16 protein-coding genes are annotated in these 18,153 nt (G+C 33.2%); 9 read left to right on the forward strand and 7 right to left on the reverse strand.

Annotation, left to right across the window (positions count from 1 at the left end; translation table 11 throughout):
- The first annotated feature begins 6 nt into the window (after positions 1-6).
- The 6 genes from EV143_RS16580 to scpA all read left to right on the forward strand — a co-directional run bounded on the left by EV143_RS16580 (position 7) and on the right by scpA (position 6,967).
- A complete protein-coding gene (locus EV143_RS16580) occupies positions 7-1,134 on the forward strand; it encodes a methionine aminotransferase (RefSeq protein ID WP_133509048.1) in 1,128 nt (375 codons plus the stop codon).
- Positions 1,135-1,209: 75 nt separating this feature from the next.
- Positions 1,210-2,091 carry an SDR family oxidoreductase gene (locus tag EV143_RS16585; RefSeq protein WP_166638172.1) on the forward strand — a complete coding sequence of 294 codons (882 nt, stop codon included), beginning with the start codon at positions 1,210-1,212 and terminating at the stop codon, positions 2,089-2,091.
- A gap of 253 nt (positions 2,092-2,344) precedes the next feature.
- Positions 2,345-2,953, forward strand: a complete 609-nt coding sequence (udk, locus tag EV143_RS16590; protein WP_133509049.1) for a uridine kinase — start codon at positions 2,345-2,347, stop codon at positions 2,951-2,953.
- Positions 2,954-3,076: 123 nt separating this feature from the next.
- The gene (locus EV143_RS16595) at positions 3,077-3,403 is read left to right on the forward strand and encodes an FtsB family cell division protein (RefSeq protein WP_133509077.1); all 327 of its coding nucleotides are present in this window, start codon (positions 3,077-3,079) and stop codon (positions 3,401-3,403) included.
- Positions 3,404-3,419: 16 nt separating this feature from the next.
- Positions 3,420-4,784, forward strand: a complete 1,365-nt coding sequence (locus tag EV143_RS16600) for a methylmalonyl-CoA mutase subunit beta (RefSeq protein ID WP_133509051.1) — start codon at positions 3,420-3,422, stop codon at positions 4,782-4,784.
- A gap of 41 nt (positions 4,785-4,825) precedes the next feature.
- Positions 4,826-6,967, forward strand: a complete 2,142-nt coding sequence (gene scpA, locus EV143_RS16605) for a methylmalonyl-CoA mutase (RefSeq protein ID WP_166638173.1) — start codon at positions 4,826-4,828, stop codon at positions 6,965-6,967.
- Between the two features lie 49 nt (positions 6,968-7,016).
- Here scpA and EV143_RS16610 read toward each other — a convergent pair whose 3' ends face one another.
- The 5 genes from EV143_RS16610 to dapF all read right to left on the reverse strand — a co-directional run bounded on the left by EV143_RS16610 (position 7,017) and on the right by dapF (position 11,121).
- Positions 7,017-7,664 carry a peptidoglycan-binding protein LysM gene (locus EV143_RS16610; protein WP_133509052.1) on the reverse strand — a complete coding sequence of 216 codons (648 nt, stop codon included), beginning with the start codon at positions 7,662-7,664 and terminating at the stop codon, positions 7,017-7,019.
- 99 nt (positions 7,665-7,763) lie between these two features.
- On the reverse strand, positions 7,764-8,642 hold the full coding sequence (locus EV143_RS16615; protein ID WP_243739895.1) for a DUF2279 domain-containing protein: 879 nt from the start codon (positions 8,640-8,642) through the stop codon (positions 7,764-7,766).
- Between the two features lie 44 nt (positions 8,643-8,686).
- Positions 8,687-9,727 carry an endolytic transglycosylase MltG gene (mltG, locus tag EV143_RS16620; protein ID WP_133509054.1) on the reverse strand — a complete coding sequence of 347 codons (1,041 nt, stop codon included), beginning with the start codon at positions 9,725-9,727 and terminating at the stop codon, positions 8,687-8,689.
- A 10-nt stretch (positions 9,728-9,737) separates the two neighbouring features.
- Positions 9,738-10,271: a GNAT family N-acetyltransferase gene (locus EV143_RS16625; RefSeq protein ID WP_133509056.1), complete on the reverse strand. Its 534-nt coding sequence runs from the start codon at positions 10,269-10,271 to the stop codon at positions 9,738-9,740.
- Positions 10,272-10,338: 67 nt separating this feature from the next.
- On the reverse strand, positions 10,339-11,121 hold the full coding sequence (gene dapF / locus EV143_RS16630; protein WP_133509058.1) for a diaminopimelate epimerase: 783 nt from the start codon (positions 11,119-11,121) through the stop codon (positions 10,339-10,341).
- Positions 11,122-11,260: 139 nt separating this feature from the next.
- Between dapF and EV143_RS16635 the strand changes: the two genes are divergently transcribed.
- A complete protein-coding gene (locus EV143_RS16635; protein WP_133509059.1) occupies positions 11,261-12,661 on the forward strand; it encodes a S1C family serine protease in 1,401 nt (466 codons plus the stop codon).
- Positions 12,662-12,823: 162 nt separating this feature from the next.
- Positions 12,824-14,272, forward strand: a complete 1,449-nt coding sequence (locus EV143_RS16640; protein WP_133509061.1) for a glyceraldehyde-3-phosphate dehydrogenase — start codon at positions 12,824-12,826, stop codon at positions 14,270-14,272.
- Between the two features lie 62 nt (positions 14,273-14,334).
- Here the strand turns inward: EV143_RS16640 and EV143_RS16645 are convergent, their stop codons facing one another.
- Positions 14,335-14,793 carry an Lrp/AsnC family transcriptional regulator gene (locus tag EV143_RS16645; protein ID WP_133509062.1) on the reverse strand — a complete coding sequence of 153 codons (459 nt, stop codon included), beginning with the start codon at positions 14,791-14,793 and terminating at the stop codon, positions 14,335-14,337.
- Between the two features lie 201 nt (positions 14,794-14,994).
- On the opposite strand from EV143_RS16645, the gene ald reads away from it, so the two are divergent.
- A complete protein-coding gene (ald, locus tag EV143_RS16650) occupies positions 14,995-16,113 on the forward strand; it encodes an alanine dehydrogenase (protein ID WP_133509063.1) in 1,119 nt (372 codons plus the stop codon).
- 127 nt (positions 16,114-16,240) lie between these two features.
- On the opposite strand, the gene pafA is transcribed toward ald, so the two are convergent.
- On the reverse strand, positions 16,241-17,857 hold the full coding sequence (gene pafA, locus EV143_RS16655) for an alkaline phosphatase PafA (RefSeq protein ID WP_133509064.1): 1,617 nt from the start codon (positions 17,855-17,857) through the stop codon (positions 16,241-16,243).
- Positions 17,858-18,153: the final 296 nt, after the last annotated feature.

Here is an 18,153-nt window from a genome sequence, read left to right on the forward strand (position 1 = left end):
TTCAAGATGAGTAAACTCCCAAACGTAACAACCAGCATTTTTACGGTCATGTCAAAAATGGCAGCCGAGCATAATGCGATTAATCTTTCGCAGGGATTTCCTAATTTTCCTGTTGATGAAAGATTGACGGATATTCTGGCGAAGCTGACCAAAGAAAATGTTCACCAATATACGCCAATGGCAGGTTATCCACCATTGATGAATCAGATTGCAAAATTAGTTCAGCGTTCTTACAATAGAACGATTAATCCTAATTTAGAACTTTTGGTTACAGCCGGTGCAACGCAGGGAATTTTTACTTCTGTTTTAGCTTTAGTAAAAACAGATGATGAAGTTATTATTCTGGATCCGAGTTATGATTCTTATGAATCTCCGGTTTTATTGTGTAATGCAAAACCAGTTCGAGTTGCATTAAACGATGATTACACTCCGAATTGGGAAACGATCGAAAAAGCCTGTTCGTCAAAAACAAAAATGATTATCATTAATAATCCGCATAATCCGACAGGAAAAATATTGACCGAAGCTGATTTTCTTCAACTAGAAAAATTACTTTCAAAATATCCACACATTCTTGTTTTGTCTGATGAAGTTTATGAATACATCACTTTTGAGGAAAAACATATTTCGGCGCACACCAAAGATTTTCTTTTAAATCGCTGTATTATGGTTTCTTCTTTCGGGAAATCATTTCATATTACGGGCTGGAAAATTGGTTATACCATTGCTCCTGAATATCTGATGAAAGAAATTAAAAAAGTGCATCAGTTTTTGGTTTTCAGCGTTAATAGTATTTCCCAAGTTGCCATTAGTGAATATTTAAATGTTCTAGATGTCAATTTACTTGGAAAATTCTATCAGGAAAAACGTGATTATTTTCAGAAACTGCTTCAAAACAGCCGCTTTGAATTAAAACCGTGTGAAGGAACTTATTTTCAAGTTGCATCTTACGCAAATATTTCAAATGATGATGATGTGACTTTTTGCAAAAAATTAATCACAGATCATGGGGTGGCGGCGATTCCTATTTCTACTTTTTACTCCGATCATAAAGATCAAAAATTAATACGTTTTTGTTTTGCCAAAGATGATTTTACACTAGAGTCAGCGGCAAAAAAAATATGTGATATATAAAGTTTATCAAAATTTTATAACAATATTATGCGTGCATCCTATTTATTTAATTAATATTGTAATAAAAAGAAAAATATGAGCTATACAGATAAAATGTTACGTGACGACGCTTTAAAAGGAAAAGTCATTGTAGTTACAGGCGGCGGAAGCGGTTTAGGAAAAGCGATGACCAAATATTTCTTAGAATTAGGGGCTCAGGTAGCGATTACTTCAAGAGATTTAGAAAAGCTTAAAAATACTGCTACAGAGCTTGAAACTGAAACTGGAGGAAAATGTTTACCTGTTCAATGTGACGTTCGTCATTATGAAGAAGTAGAAAATATGCTTCAGGAAGTTTTGAAAGCTTTCGGAAAGGTGGATGTTCTTTTGAACAATGCTGCCGGAAACTTTATTTCTCCAACAGAACGTTTGTCTGCCAATGCATTTGATACTGTTATAGATATCGTACTTAAAGGTTCTAAAAACTGTACACTTGCTTTTGGAAAACACTGGATTGACACTAAACAAACATCTGCAACGATTTTAAATATTGTTACTACTTATGCCTGGACTGGATCTGCTTATGTTGTGCCTAGTGCAACTGCAAAAGCGGGAGTTTTGGCGATGACAAGAAGTTTAGCTGTAGAATGGGCAAAATACGGAATTCGTTCTAATGCAATTGCTCCGGGACCGTTCCCAACTAAAGGTGCCTGGGACAGATTATTGCCTGGCGATCTTGCGGAAAAATTTGACATGGCTAAAAAAGTTCCATTAAAGCGTGTAGGTGATCATCAGGAATTGGCCAATTTAGCGGCTTATTTAGTTTCTGATTTTTCTGCTTATGTAAACGGAGATGTTATTACGATTGATGGTGGCGAATGGTTAAAAGGAGCTGGACAATTCAATTTATTAGAAGCAATTCCGGAAGAACTTTGGGATCAGCTTGAAATGATGATAAAAGCAAAAAAGAATAAATAATTTTACGTGCTTACTAAATTCAGAATATTTTATTAAAACTATACTGATTGCACTAAGTCCCGACGGCATTGCTGTCGGGATTTTTTTTTGTTTTTTCACCATATAAGTAATATAAGTTCAGTTAAATTATGTATTATCTGAACATCTCACTGCTTACATTTACTTATATTACTTATATGGTTTAAATACATAATATGCTGGACAATCCACTTAAATTATTATTTTTGCCAAACAAATATATAACATCAAATTTATGCTCATTATTGGAATTGCAGGAGGAACAGGAAGTGGAAAAACAACGGTAGTACACCAAATCATGAACGAATTACCAGACACTGAAGTGGGTGTAATTTCTCAGGATTCCTACTATAAGGAAACTCACAATTTGTCGTTTGATGAAAGAGCATTAATTAATTTTGATCACCCGCGCGCTATTGATTTTGATTTATTGGTAAAACATTTAAAAGAATTGAAAGAAGGCAAAACTATTGATCAGCCTGTTTATTCTTTTATAAAACATAACAGAACTGACGATACAGTATCAACACATCCGAGAAAAGTTATGATTGTTGAAGGTATTTTAATTTTGACTAATCCGGAACTACGTGATCTTTTTGATGTAAAAGTATATGTTCACGCAGATTCTGACGAAAGATTGATTCGCCGTTTAAAACGTGATATTTCAGAACGCGGCCGTGATATCGACGAGGTTATAACGCGTTATCAAAACACTTTAAAACCAATGCACGAGCAATTTATCGAACCATCGAAAGCTTTTGCTGATATTATCATTCCGAACGATAAATACAATACTGTTGCAATTGATGTAGTTCGTGCTGTAATAAATCAAAGAATTTCATAATTTTTATTGTAAATTTATTCCATAAAAATTAAGAGCTATTTCCCGCTCTTGTCTTTATCTTTTTATCCGCCGAAGCGGATAAAAAGAATATAGGCTTCATCGGAAGTAAAAATGAAAACTAAAATGAAAAATCCGTATAAAAACAAATCTTGGTTTAAATTTCTGGGCAATAAATATGTCTGGGTTTTACTCTTTTTTGTTGTCTGGATGTTATTTTTAGACAATTACTCTTATTTTGATCATCGTTTTTTAGACAACCAAATCAATGAACTTGAGGATAATAAAAAATATTATCAGGAGGAAATAAAAAAGGATCAGGAACAAATTAAACAATTAAAAAATCCTGAGCAAATCGAAAAATATGCCCGCGAAAAGTACTTTATGAAAAAAGACAGCGAAGACATATACATCATTCAATTTGAAGGAGATACTATTCAAGAGAAAGAATAATCAGAAAAAACACTAAATGGCTACTACCCTATTCGACGATTTTAATCCGATTTCATCCAAACAATGGAAACAAAAAATTCAGTTTGAATTAGATGGAGCTGATTATAACGAAACCGTTATTTGGAATTCTCCGGAAGATATTCAGGTAAAACCTTTTTATCATAAAGATGAATTCTCAAAAGCTGCTCCGGTCAATACTCAGGCAACGAATTTTAAAATTTGTCAAAACATATTTGTTTACGATGTCGAAAAATCGATTCAAAGAGCAATTAATACACTTGAGAGAGGCGCTGAAAGTTTGCGTTTTACTGTTGAAAACGAAAAAATTGACGTTAAAAAATTACTAGAAAATCTTCCTTTAGAAAACAAAGTTGTTTACTTTAATTTGAAATTTATTTCAATCGATTTCGTAAAACAATTAGACACAATTTCTATCCAAAAAAAAGCTGTTTTTTATTGCAATATTGATCCCATTGGTCAAATTGCACGAGATGGAAATTGGTTTACAACAACAGATAAAAATAATTTTGAAACCATTGATTTAATTTCGAAAGCCACTACAAATCTTTCTTTAGTAAGTATAGATGCCGGTTTATATCAAAATGCCGGAGCAAATATCACACAGCAAATTGCGTATAGTTTAGCACATGCAAACGAATATCTAAATCGTTTACCAAACATTTCTAAAACCATTGTCTTTCAGGTTTCTGTTGGAACTAATTATTTCTTTGAAATTGCAAAACTTCGTGCTTTACGAATGCTTTTTAAATTAATTGCTGCCGAATACAACCCTGATTTAGGATGTCATTTATTGGTAACTCCAACCAAACGAAATAAAACCATTTACGATTATAATGTTAATATGCTTCGTACCACAACTGAATGTATGTCGGCTATATTAGGAGGCGCAGATGCGGTTGCCAATTTGCCTTACGATTCATTATATCATAAAGACAATGAATTTGGTGATCGAATTGCCCGAAATCAATTGTTGATTTTAAAGCATGAAAGTTATTTTGACAAAGTAAATAATCCGGCTGATGGTACTTATTATATCGAGAGTCTAACGATGCAACTGGCTGAAAAAAGTTTGGCTTTATTTAAAGATATTGAAGCAAGCGGTGGTTTTTTGAAACTCTTAAATGATGGAACGATCAAAAAGAAAATTCAGGAAAGTGCTACTAAAGAACAGGAATTATTTGATTCTAAAAAGGAAGTTTTGTTAGGCACCAATAAATATCCTAATAAAGATGACAAAATGAAACACGATTTAGAATTGTTTCCGTTTGTAAAAATTAAACCAAGAAAAACATTAATTACACCTATTATAGAAAAAAGATTAGCAGAGAAACTTGAACAAGAACGACTTGAACTTGAATAATCATTTTCCTAAGTAATTAACCTACTCAAAAGAGTATTTCCATGATAAGAAAAGGCCTTACACATATAAAGTTAAATGTTAAAAGTAAAGAGTTAAACGAACTGACGCATAACTCCGAGCCTATAACTCATAACTTCACCACAGCTGAAGGAATCGAGTTAAAAAAAACTTACTCTGAAAAAGATATTGAGGACTTAGAATTTCTTGATTTTGGAGCCGGATATGCGCCTAATTTACGCGGACCTTATGCTACAATGTACGTTCGCCGTCCGTGGACAATTCGTCAATATGCAGGATTTTCGACTGCAGAAGAAAGTAATGCTTTTTACAGAAGAAATTTAGCTGCCGGACAAAAAGGATTATCTATTGCTTTTGATTTACCAACGCATCGCGGTTACGATTCTGATCACGAACGTGTAGTAGGTGATGTTGGAAAAGCAGGAGTTGCGATAGATTCTGTCGAAGATATGAAAGTGCTTTTTGATCAGATTCCACTTGATGAAATGTCGGTTTCGATGACTATGAACGGTGCTGTTTTGCCTATAATGGCTTTTTATATTGTAGCTGCCGAAGAACAAGGCGTTGCCATTGAAAAACTTTCAGGAACTATTCAAAATGATATCTTGAAAGAGTTTATGGTGCGTAATACATATATTTATCCGCCTACGCCTTCGATGAAAATCATTGCTGATATTTTTGAATTTACGAGCAAAAAAATGCCAAAATTCAATTCTATTTCCATTTCCGGATATCACATGCAGGAAGCGGGTGCAACGGCTCATATTGAATTAGCGTATACGCTGGCGGATGGTCTGGAATATATCAGAACCGGATTATCTACCGGAATGACAATTGATGAGTTTGCTCCTCGCCTGTCATTTTTCTGGGCAATTGGAATGAATCATTTTATGGAAATTGCTAAAATGAGAGCTGGAAGAATGATTTGGGCTAAATTAGTCCAGCAATTTAATCCAAAAAGCGATAAATCATTGGTTTTAAGAACGCATTGCCAAACAAGCGGCTGGAGTTTAACAGAACAAGATCCTTTTAATAATGTGGCACGTACTTGCATTGAAGCTGCTGCAGCGGCTTTTGGCGGAACTCAATCTCTACACACAAACGCACTTGACGAAGCAATTGCTTTACCAACTGACTTTTCTGCAAGAATTGCCCGTAATACACAGATATTTTTACAGGAAGAAACTAAAATCACTAAAACGGTTGATCCTTGGGCTGGCAGTTATTATGTTGAAAGTCTGACTAATGAAATATTAGAAAGTACCTGGAAGCTTATTGAAGAAGTGGAGGAACTGGGCGGAATGACAAAAGCGATCGAAGCCGGAATTCCGAAACTACGAATTGAAGAGGCTGCGGCAAGAAAACAAGCGAGAATAGATAGCGGACAAGATATTATTGTTGGCGTAAATCAATTTAGATTAGAAAAAGAAGATCCTTTGCATATTTTAGATGTTGATAATCAAATGGTGCGTAAGCAGCAAATTGAGCGTCTTGAGGAAATAAAAGCAAACAGAGATACTGAAAAAGTAAATCAATCACTCGAAAAATTAATTCTTTGTGCTAAAACCGGAGAAGGAAACTTACTAGAAATTGCTGTTGAAGCTGCCAGAAATCGTGCAACTTTAGGTGAAATCAGCGATGCTCTTGAAAGTATTTTTGGTCGATATAAAGCACAAATTAAATCCTTTAGCGGTGTGTATAGTGCAGCAATAAAAAACGACGAGAATTTTGAAAAGGCAAAACAATTAGCCAATGCCTTTGCTAAACAAGAAGGCAGACGCCCAAGAATTATGATTGCCAAAATGGGACAAGACGGGCATGATCGCGGCGCAAAAGTAGTTGCAACCGGTTATGCAGATGTGGGATTTGACGTGGATATTGGTCCGCTTTTTCAAACTCCTGCCGAAGCTGCCAAACAAGCCGTAGAAAATGATGTGCATATTTTAGGCGTTTCTTCATTGGCTGCCGGACATAAAACGTTAGTTCCGCAAGTAATTGAAGAACTTAAAAAACATGGACGAGATGATATTATGGTTATTGTTGGCGGAGTAATTCCGGCACAGGATTATCAATATTTATTTGATGCCGGAGCGGTTGCCGTTTTTGGTCCCGGAACAAAAATTAGCGAAGCTGCCATTAAAATATTAGAAATTTTAATTGACTAAAAAGCATAAAAAAATCCCGACAAGTCGGGATTTTTTGTTTTGTAATTCTTTAATCGTTTATTGTAGCATTACTATCTGCTTCGATGAAAGAAAGATCATAACCTCCAAAGTCTCTCATGTAACTTTTTAATGAAGTTCCATAGGCATCTCTAAAATGTCTGTTTCCTTTGTTTTTGAAAAAGTTTTTTACTGATCCGGCACCGCCAAGATGTGCAGCAGCTAAAATTCCAGATTCTGTAATTTCCACACCATTAATAATTTTCCCTTCGTACTTGCGAATTTCACGACGTAAAATCCATTTGTTTTTGGATAATAGTGCAATAAAAGCTTTTTCCTGCAAAGCGGGATCTTTTAAAAAGGCTTTGTCATTTCGAACACCTATAGCTCGTAAAGCTTTAGAACCAAATTGGTATTTTCCCATGTAACCAAGAGAATTAACCAGTCGGTATTTTCCTTGAGATTCCTTAAAAGCAACTGCTTCTTTAAAACCTATAAGGTGATTTCCGGTGAATGGAATGTTTAGGTTTGTTAAGATTGGATAATCATCCTCTTCCTGCGATGGAAATAAGTATTCTTCTCCATCTGTTTTTTCTGTTAGAAACCACGGTTTGGCTTCTAAATTAAAGGGTTTAAAACCCAAACTCAAAAATGTAATAATAACGATTAAACTCGCATAAAAATACCACTTCTTTATCATAAATTGTTTTTCTTCAAATCGCTGTCACCTTTTTGAAATTTCTACGGTGCAAAGATAATAAATATAAAACAATGCTGATTTTCAGCAAATTAACGTTTTTTAAAAATATAGAAGATGTCCTTTAAGCCCTTTATTGGCGGAGTATTCGAGAGTTGGTGCAGGAATTTTAATGGTGTTAAAAACAGAAAAAACAGTTTTCAAAAAATGCGATTTTGTTTCAATTTTCGTCAAATTTAAGTCAAAACTAAGATAAAACTGACGAAATCTTTCCGGATTTTGATCAGAAACAAGATTATCATTTCGTAAATTTCCTGTTAACATTCCATCACCTCCATATCCAAAAGCAAGATTTAACCACTTCGGAATTTTAGTTTCTTTTGCAAAAGAATGAAGATTGAATGACAGCCAATAAGTTTGTCCGTTATAATCTTTTAGAATTTGTTCGTTTAGCGAAGTTCCAAGTTTATCAGGTCTTTGATTTGCGTAATGAGTCGTGTGAAAAGAAAATTTAGGTGTAATTCGCTGTTCTTTCCAAAGTAATTCCTGAGAAACATATAAAGCCGTTCCGGTTGCATTGGCAATTATATCGCCTGAAGAAGCGCCCCATTCTGATGAGTATCCGTCTAAAACTTCTACAGCTGTTAAAAACGCAAAACCTAAACCAGCGCCATAAACGAGTTGTTTTTTAGAATCGGCACCGCTCAAGTTCATCATTTCGGCACCAAATCTTCCTAAATGATAGGCAGAATACATGTGACCAATTTTATCCATCTGAAGCCATTCATCATTATCATTAATAAAATGAAAGTCTGACTTTGGATAATCGGCATACCAAATCTGATTTAAGCCAACTAAAGTAACCGAAGCTAAAGCAACTTCGGTTATTATAACTGTATTTTGTCTTTTTAAATTTAAAGTATCAGAAGGCGTTAAAAAGGATTCAATTTTATTTTGTGCTTCAATAAATTGAAAACTCAAAAAAGATAAAATCGATAAGTAAAGGGAAAATTTAAAATTCAAAACTATCTTGTTACACCTTGACTAGCAATCCAGTCTGAATATTTTTTTGCATTAATTTGATGTTGCTCATATGTTGAAGCAAATTCATGATATCCAAAACGCTCAACACTTGCACAAAAATAAATGTAATCGTGTTTTTCAGGATTTAAAACGGCTTCAAGGGCTGTAATGTCTGGCATTGCAATTGGTCCCGGTGGAAGTCCAATATTCACGTAAGTGTTATATGGGGATTTCATTATCAAATCATTATAAAAAACTCTTTTGATAACCTGGTCAAAATCATTCGATTTTAATTTTAAGGCATAAATTACTGTTGGGTCAGCTTGTAATGGCATTGCTAAACGTAATCTGTTTAAATAAACACCCGCAATACGAGGTCTTTCATCTTTTTTAACGGATTCTTTATGAACGATAGAAGCTAGAATTACAGCCTGAACTGGGGTTAAACCTTGCTCTTTTGCTTTTTTAATTCTTTCGCCTGTCCAGAAATTATGGTATTCCTTAATCATTTTATCACGGAATTTCTCTGCAGAAGTATTCCAGTAAATTTCATAAGTATTAGGAATGAACATGGCAAAAACATTTTCTTCATTAAAGCCGTTTGATTGTAAAAAGGCAGGATCTTTAATAGCTTTCATCAATGATAAACTATCCGCTTCGATTTCTGAACCTACTCTTCCTGCAAAATTCTCTAAACGTTCCTGATTATTAAACGCTAATTTTACTGGAACATTAGAACGCATAGCACGAACCAAATCGATATTATTCATATCTTTTTTCAATAAAAAGCGACCGGATTTTATATTTTCAGGATAGCTTCTTTTACTGGCTACCATTTCAAAATTATCGAAATTTTTGATGTAAGGTTCTAAGATCTTTTTTACATCTGTATAGGTAGCTCCGGTTGGAACGTGTACGTAAACTTCTTTTTCGTAGAATTTTGTATTAGCGCTAAAAATTCTGCTAATTAAAATAAAACCATAAATCATTAAAACTGAAATTACAGCAACGGCAGTTAATGTGATAATTTTTTTTATACTCAAAGCTAAAAATTTAAATTTGTTTGTTAATCAACTGAAAAATTGCCTCGTCTTGATAGTGGTTATTTAGCAAAATCCAATCTTTTTTAATTCCTATTTTCTCAAAACCAAATTTAGTAAAAAGAGCTATACTAGCTACATTTCCAACATTAATATTTGCATATAATTGATGCAAATTTAAATTATGAAATGCGTACTTGATTAATAGTTCTAAAGCCTCAGAACCAACATTTTGATTTCTGTTTTCTTTATTTTGAATAACAATTCCAATTCCTGCCCTGTTATTTTTCGGATCAAATTCAAATAAATCGATTAATCCAATCGCCGGAAAATCTTCGTCCTGGCAAATTGCCAGGCGTAATTGTTTGGCTTCGTAAATATCCTGTTGCGCATTCTCCAGATACTGACGCACCAGAAAACGACTGTATGGTGTTTGTGTATTGCTAACTTCCCAAATGCTTTGATCATTTTCCATCGCATACACAAACTCTAAATCATTAGGTTCAAGTGCTCGCAGATAAATGTTTTCGCCTTTGAGTGTTATCATTTTAAATTTTAGATTTTAGATTTTGAAATGTCGATTTTTGGAATTTGGAATTTACAAGTTGAGCTTTTTAAATTTCAATTGTTCCTTTGAATACAAATTTTGCAGGTCCGGTTAAGAAAACATTGGTATAATGATCACCAATTTTATCGAAAGAAACTACTAATTTCCCTCCTTCAACATTTAGATTAATAGATGTTTTATCGGTTTGACCAGTTGCATTCATAGCAATTGCAACAGCAGTAGCTCCGGTTCCGCAGGCTAAAGTTTCGTCTTCAACACCTCTTTCGTAAGTACGAAGTGAAAAAGTACTGTCATCAACTTTTTTCACAAAATTGACATTGCTTCCTTTTTCTCCATATAATTCACCGTAACGAATTGCTGCTCCGTTTTCTTTTACATTATAATGTTCTAAATCATCAACAATTTGAATATGGTGTGGAGAACCGGTATTTAAAAAAGTATAAGAATCTTTTTTCTGTATTTCATCAACATCAATCATCTGCAACGAAATAATAGCGTCATCGCCTACTGATGCATGGTGCAAACCATCTGTAGCAATAAAAGTGGCGTTATTTTTAACAACACCCAATTGATTTGCAAATGCTACAAGACAGCGTCCGCCATTTCCGCACATCGAACTTTGGTTTCCGTCAGAATTATAATAAACCATTTTAAAATCAGTTTCAGTATCATTTTCTAACAAAATTAATCCGTCTGCTCCAATGCCAAAACGTCTGTCACACAGGTGCTCGATAAGCTTTATATCTTCTTTAGGAAAAAAATCAGAACGATTGTCAATCATTACAAAATCGTTCCCGGTACCTTGATATTTATAAAATTCTATTTGCATCTTTATTCTATTAATAAGTACAAAAGTACGAACTATTAATTAATGAAATGTTAATCATTGTTAAAGAGCGTTAAACCGTTTTCTTAAATAATTTTTTCATGTAATTTTACGTTAAATAACTTAAATATAAATCCTAATTATGAAAAGATTTTCAACCTTATTTTTAGTGTCATTATTAAGCGGTGCCACTACGCTTGGTGCTTACAAGTTATTATTTGACAGCAACAATTCTTTTTTTGGAAGAGGAAATTCTGTTGTAACTCTTACCCCCAATTCATTTGGAAAAACTGTCGGTTTACCTTCCGAAGCTGTAGATTTTACTGAAGCAGCAGATAAAACAATTCACACTGTAGTTCACGTTAAAAATGTTTCGCGACGAACTGTGAGTAACCCAATGATGGAATTTTTCTACGGTTATGGTGGTCAGCAACAACAGGAACAAGTTGGAACTGGTTCTGGTGTTATTATTTCTGAAGACGGATATATTGTAACAAATAATCACGTAATTAAGGATGCTTCGGAAATCGAAATTACATTGAACAATAAAAAATCTTATACCGCAAAACTTATTGGTACTGATTCTAAAATGGACATCGCGTTATTGAAAATTAATGCTGATGAAAAACTTCCTTACACGGCTTTTGCAAATTCAGATTCAGTAAAAATTGGAGAATGGGTTTTAGCTGTAGGAAATCCTTATAATTTAACATCAACTGTTACAGCCGGAATTGTTTCGGCGAAAGCCAGAAATTTAGATACAAACGGAATTCAATCTTTTATCCAGACTGATGCTGCAGTAAATCCTGGAAACAGTGGTGGAGCTTTGGTTAATACACGTGGAGAATTGATAGGTATTAATACTATGATTTCTTCAATGACAGGCTCTTATGTTGGATATTCATTTGCTGTTCCTTCTAATATTGCCCGAAAAATTATTGAAGACATTATGGAGTTCGGTAATGTTCAAAGAGGAATTCTTGGTGTTGAAGGTGGAGAATTGAATAGTAGCGCTTCAAAAGAATTAGGAATTACACAAACTCAAGGTTTTTATATCAGTAAAGTTTCTAAAAATTCTGGAGCTGAAAAGGCCGGACTTGCAAAGGGAGATATTATTGTAAAACTTGATGACCAAAATATTGCAACTTATGCTGATCTTTCAGGCTATATAAACACAAAACGACCAAATGATGTTGTTAAAGTAACTTATATGCAAAATGGAAAAACTAAAGTTGTTCCGGTTACTTTAAGTAAAAATGAATTTTTTAGTACTGAATTTAAAGGAATCGAATTGGAAAATATTGATGCTGCTGACAAAAAGAAATTCCATATTGATTACGGAGTTAAAATTAAAAATATTAGCAATGAGAATTTGATGCAATATCAAAATGAACTTCAGGGCAGTATTATTTTAAGTATCGATAATGTAAAAGCTACGAATGTTGAAACGGTTTCGAAATTATTAAATAAAAAAGACGAAGGACAAAGTGTTCGCATAGAAATGATAAATAAAAACGGTGAAATATTTAGAATTATCATTTAAAAAAACATCTCAATTTTAAAATCTGAAAGCCATCTTAAAAATTAAGGTGGCTTTTTTATTTTGAAAATAATTGCTAAAATAGTTTACGAAATCGATTGAAATGGATACTTTTGCGCAAAATTTTAAAATATTGCGCTTTTTATTTTTTCAATTTAATCAATTATGAGTAAAAAATCTTTGTACCAAAAAGAGGTATCCTTACAAGTCGACCGAAGAAGAGCCGGTGTCGAATTAATAAAAGTCATAAGCGATTTATGGTATGATAAATCCATAGAAATGGTTTTATTCAAGAATCAATTATTAGACAAAAACGTTAGCGACATAATCAATTTGCATCAATATGCAGGTGAATTTGTTGGTAAGCCAATAACTATTTTTGATTCGGTTGAAATTGCAAAAGTTATTTTAACATTAGATCTTCCGCCTGCAAAACTGGATCTTGGAAAACTGACTTACGAATATTGTTTAGAAGAGGAAAAATATCCTGACGCAAGATATTTTGTACTTGACAAATTGAAAAAAGCAAAATCGTCAGAAGAAATTCAACCAAAAGATGTTGTTTTATATGGTTTTGGGAGAATTGGCAGATTATTAGCCAGAGAGTTAATGTCTAAAACAGGAAAAGGAAACCAATTGCGTTTGAGAGCAATTGTAACCCGTGACAAAAATGATGCATCGATTTTAGAGAAAAGAGCTTCTTTATTACGATACGATTCTATTCACGGAGATTTTCAAGGATCTGTAATTGCAGATTCCAAAAATAATGCTTTGATAATCAACGGAACTACCGTTCATATTATAAGTGCAAATAATCCTGAAGAAATTGATTATACGGAACACGGAATTAATGATGCACTAGTTATTGATAATACAGGGGCTTTTACAACTGAAGAAGCTTTAAAAAGACATTTAACTTCTAAAGGAGTTAGTAAAGTTTTATTGACAGCTCCCGGAAAAGGAGTTCCTAATATTGTTCATGGCGTAAATCATAACCAATATAATCCCGACGAAATAAATATTTTCTCTGCAGCATCTTGTACTACCAATGCTATAACGCCAATTTTAAAAGTTATTGAAGATACTTTGGGAGTTACAAAAGGGCATTTAGAAACCATTCATGCTTATACCAATGATCAGAATTTGGTAGATAATATGCACAAAAAATACCGTCGCGGAAGAGCTGCTGCATTAAACATGGTTATTACCGAAACTGGTGCCGGAAGCGCTGTTGCCAAAGCAATACCTTCTCTTGAAGGAAAATTAACTTCGAATGCTATTAGAGTTCCGGTTCCAAACGGCTCTTTAGTTGTTTTAAATTTAGAAGTTAAAAAAGCTACTTCAATTTTGGCAATTAATAAAATAATGAAAAAATATGCTTTAGAAGGTGAACTTGTAGAGCAAATTAAATATTCATTAAATAATGAATTAGTTTCGTCTGATATTGTTGGAACTTCTGCGCCTTCAATTTATGACAGCAATGCTACAATAGTTTCAAAAGATGGAAAAAGTATTGTTCTTTATATTTGGTACGATAATGAATTTGGTTACAGTCATCAGGTTATTCGTTTAGCCAAATACATTGCAAAAGTGAGACGCTTTACTTACTATTAATATAAACCAAAACCAAATATTCTTAAAACCATCAAGTTTTTCTTGGTGGTTTTTGTTTTGATTTAAATTGGTAAAACAGTTGTGCTTTTTACTTCTGAAATTACAAAAACAGTATTTATAAGGGAAACCTCAGGTAAAATAGATAATTTTTTTTGATGAAAGTGATGGTAACTTTCCATATCAGGAATGATTATTTTAAGCATATAATCGAAATTTCCAGATACGTAATTACATTCTACCACCTCGGGCAAATTCAAAATTGATTGATTAAATCCTTCAGAAGTATCATACGTTTGCTTTGTAAGCGTAACCTGGCAATAAACTGTTAGATTATTACCTAGTTTTTTCTTGTTTAAAATAGAAACATATTTTTCTATAACGCCTTCTTTTTCAAGACGTTTAACCCGATCATGAACAGGTGTTAATGATAAGTTTATTTTGCTTGCAATGTCTTTAAGGGTGTAATGAGCATCAACCTGTAAAAGACGTAAGATTTTTTTGTCAATTTCATCTAAAGCCATAGCGAAAACGATATAATTAATATTTAAAATTCAGTCATTTTTTCTTTTTAAAGAAACAAAAACACTTGTAAAAAGAAAAATTTACTGTAAAAATACTAAATAAAATAATATTTTCTTATTTATCTACTGTTTATCCATAATATCTTCTCTATCTGTAGCTTTGTAACAACAAATTCAAAAGAAACTAAAAAAATATAACAGATGATAATAGGTGTTCCTAAAGAAATTAAAAATAATGAAAATCGTGTTGCTCTAACACCTGCAGGTGTTTCTGAAATGAAAAATAACGGACATACAGTATATGTTCAATCAACTGCTGGTTTAGGAAGTGGATTTAGCGACGAAGAATATACAAATGCTGGTGCTGTAGTTTTAGCAACTATTGAAGAAGTATATGCTATCGCTGAAATGATCATTAAAGTAAAAGAGCCAATTGCTTCTGAATATCCATTAATCAAAAAAGATCAATTACTTTTCACATACTTTCACTTTGCTTCATCAGAGCCTTTAACGCATGCTATGCTTGAAAAAGGAGCTGTATGTTTAGCTTATGAAACAGTTGAAAAAGCAGATCGTAGTTTACCATTATTAGTTCCTATGTCTGAAGTTGCAGGTCGTATGGCAATTCAACAAGGGGCAAAATATCTTGAAAAACCATTAAAAGGAAGAGGAATTCTTTTAGGTGGTGTTCCAGGTGTTCCACCAGCAAAAGTATTAGTTTTAGGTGGAGGTATCGTAGGAACTCAGGCTGCAAAAATGGCTGCTGGTTTAGGTGCTCAGGTTACTATTATGGATTTAAGTTTGCCACGTTTACGTCATTTAGATGATATCATGCCGGCAAATGTAAATACCGAAATGTCTAATCATTATAATATCACAAGAGCAATTAAAGATGCTGATTTAATAGTTGGAGCTGTTTTAATTCCAGGAGCAAAAGCACCTCACTTAATTACTCGTGATATGCTAAAATTAATGCGTCCGGGAACTGTAGTTGTTGACGTTGCAGTTGATCAAGGTGGTTGTATTGAAACTTGTACTCCAACAACGCACGAAAATCCTACATTTATTATTGATGATATTGTTCACTACTGTGTGGCTAATATGCCAGGTGCTGTTCCTTACACATCAACTTTGGCTTTAACAAATGCTACATTACCTTACGCTGTACAATTGGCAAACAAAGGATGGCAAAAAGCTTGTAACGAAAATGAAGAATTAAAAAAAGGATTAAATATTGCTAACGGAAAAATCCTTTACAAAGGAGTTGCTGAAGCCTGGAATCTTCCTTTTAACGAAGAATTAGTGTTAGCAAACGCATAGTTGCTAGCATTAAATAAGTGCTTACTAAATCACTAAATTTAAAAGGCTTTTCTTAATTGAAAAGCCTTTTTTGCATAAAAAAACCTGTCTAGCTTTTAGACAGGTTTTTTTTTAGTTGTATCGCCGTTTATTTTTCATCCAAAACTTCTTGCAGTACTTTTGCTTCAGTTCCATTAGGAAAAGCAACCTTAATTTTCTGAGCTATTGTTGGAGCGATTTCAGTAATTTCTTTTTTATCATAAGATTCACCCTTTTTAATATGCCATCCGTAAAAAATAGCAGGAACATGAGTGTCATAGCTATATGGTGTTCCGTGCGACGTTCCAGTAGTTGAATATTCGATATCACCCGGTTTGTCTATAATAACCATGTCGCCATCTTGTGTAACATCATATCCTTTTGCAACAAAATTTAAATAATAGTCATTTCCTGAATTAGCTAAAATTTCTTCTTCTGTATATACCTTTTTAATTTGTGGCTGAGTAATTAAAAATTCTTTAAAAGCTTGTTTTACTTTACTTAATTCTAGTCCTTTATCTTTTATGATTTGTTTATTGAAATAAAGATTAAAATTTGAATAATTTAAAACTAAATCAACTCCAAAAGTTTTGATCGAGAAATCCTGAAAGCTTTTTTTAACATCTTTCGAAGGGTAATTATCTACATTGTATTTATGATCTTTCAAATAAATTACATTTTCTGCACCCGCATGATCAGCAGTTAGGAAAAGTAAGTAATTATCTTTCCCAACTGTTTTGTCAAGATAATTAAGAAAATCCGCAATGGTTTGATCTAATCTTAAGTAAGTATCCTGAAGCTCCATAGAACGTGGCCCTAATAAATGCCCAACATAATCTGTAGAAGAAAAACTTACCGTTAAAAAATCAGTAATATTATCTTTACCCAGTTCTTCCTTTTCAATTGCTTTCATTGCAAATTCAGCCAATAAATCGTTACCATAAGGAGTGACTCTTAAAATACCAGCATCATTTTTCTCATACATTGTTTTTAAATCGTATGGAAAAACTGGCGCTGAATTACCATACAATTTCCCTTCATATGGGTTATTATCTGGTAGGCTCTCATTATATGTGGCAGCTGGTTTATATAAGTCCCAGCCTTTATTAATGTAAGGCATATAATGTTTCTCATTATTAAATTGATAAACCCATTCTGGTAATTTTGCACCGTAAAAACTACTAGAAATAAAAGAACCGGTTTTGCTGTACCAGAAAGCCCAGTTAGCAAAATGGCCTGCAGGTAAAATTGCACCGCGATCTTTAAGGCTCATTCCAATAACTTTTCCTTGAAAATTAGTTGCCATTCTTACTTCATCAGTTATCGTTGTACTTTGAAGATTTTTTGGAGACATAGCACCCTCTTCAACTGTTCCATCTCCTATAGTTTTTACTGAAGCGTCATCTGTGCAATACACATCTTTATCAAGTGATCTACTGAACCATTCGTTCCCAACAATTCCATGAGTTGCAGGTGTAGTACCAGTATAAATTGATGCATGACCAGGAGCAGTATATGTTGGCATGTAGTTATAATGCATATTTTGAAAAGTATATCCATTATCCATTAGTCTCTTAAATCCATTAGGTGAAAAATCATCTGAAAACCGATATAAATATTCCATTTTCATCTGATCTATTACAATACCGACAACTAACTTGGGGCGTTGTTGAGCACTTAAATTTGAGATAACAAATAATGTCAACAATACAATACTTTTTTTCATATTTAAATTATAATATTTAATACAAAAATACAGATTCACATTCAAAAAGGCTAATACGACATAGTTTAAAACCCAAAATTGACTTTAATTTAACAGAAGTAAAAACAGTTGATCTTTAGTTGAAGCTTAAAACATTCGCACACTATTCTTAATGAAATTTTAAACCCCTAAGTGAGAGAGCACATGGAAGAAAAACTGATCTAAACGAAAAAACCCTTCATCTTATGATGAAGGGTTTTTAAAAAGAAAGGCGACGACATACTCTCCCACATAACTGCAGTACCATCTGCGCAGGC

It is taken from the genome of Flavobacterium chryseum, from assembly GCF_004362015.1.
GTDB lineage: Bacteria > Bacteroidota > Bacteroidia > Flavobacteriales > Flavobacteriaceae > Flavobacterium.

Coding starts and splice junctions, on each gene's coding strand:
- scpA (WP_166638173.1), top strand. CDS start 4,826: ATGATAAGAAAAGGCCTTACACATATAAAGTTAAATGTTAAAAGTAAA.
- EV143_RS16625 (WP_133509056.1), bottom strand. CDS start 10,271: ATGATAACACTCAAAGGCGAAAACATTTATCTGCGAGCACTTGAACCT.
- EV143_RS16635 (WP_133509059.1), top strand. CDS start 11,261: ATGAAAAGATTTTCAACCTTATTTTTAGTGTCATTATTAAGCGGTGCC.
- ald (WP_133509063.1), top strand. CDS start 14,995: ATGATAATAGGTGTTCCTAAAGAAATTAAAAATAATGAAAATCGTGTT.
- EV143_RS16595 (WP_133509077.1), top strand. CDS start 3,077: ATGAAAAATCCGTATAAAAACAAATCTTGGTTTAAATTTCTGGGCAAT.
- udk (WP_133509049.1), top strand. CDS start 2,345: ATGCTCATTATTGGAATTGCAGGAGGAACAGGAAGTGGAAAAACAACG.
- EV143_RS16640 (WP_133509061.1), top strand. CDS start 12,824: ATGAGTAAAAAATCTTTGTACCAAAAAGAGGTATCCTTACAAGTCGAC.
- dapF (WP_133509058.1), bottom strand. CDS start 11,121: ATGCAAATAGAATTTTATAAATATCAAGGTACCGGGAACGATTTTGTA.
- pafA (WP_133509064.1), bottom strand. CDS start 17,857: ATGAAAAAAAGTATTGTATTGTTGACATTATTTGTTATCTCAAATTTA.
- EV143_RS16580 (WP_133509048.1), top strand. CDS start 7: ATGAGTAAACTCCCAAACGTAACAACCAGCATTTTTACGGTCATGTCA.
- EV143_RS16645 (WP_133509062.1), bottom strand. CDS start 14,793: ATGGCTTTAGATGAAATTGACAAAAAAATCTTACGTCTTTTACAGGTT.
- EV143_RS16610 (WP_133509052.1), bottom strand. CDS start 7,664: ATGATAAAGAAGTGGTATTTTTATGCGAGTTTAATCGTTATTATTACA.
- EV143_RS16600 (WP_133509051.1), top strand. CDS start 3,420: ATGGCTACTACCCTATTCGACGATTTTAATCCGATTTCATCCAAACAA.
- EV143_RS16585 (WP_166638172.1), top strand. CDS start 1,210: ATGAGCTATACAGATAAAATGTTACGTGACGACGCTTTAAAAGGAAAA.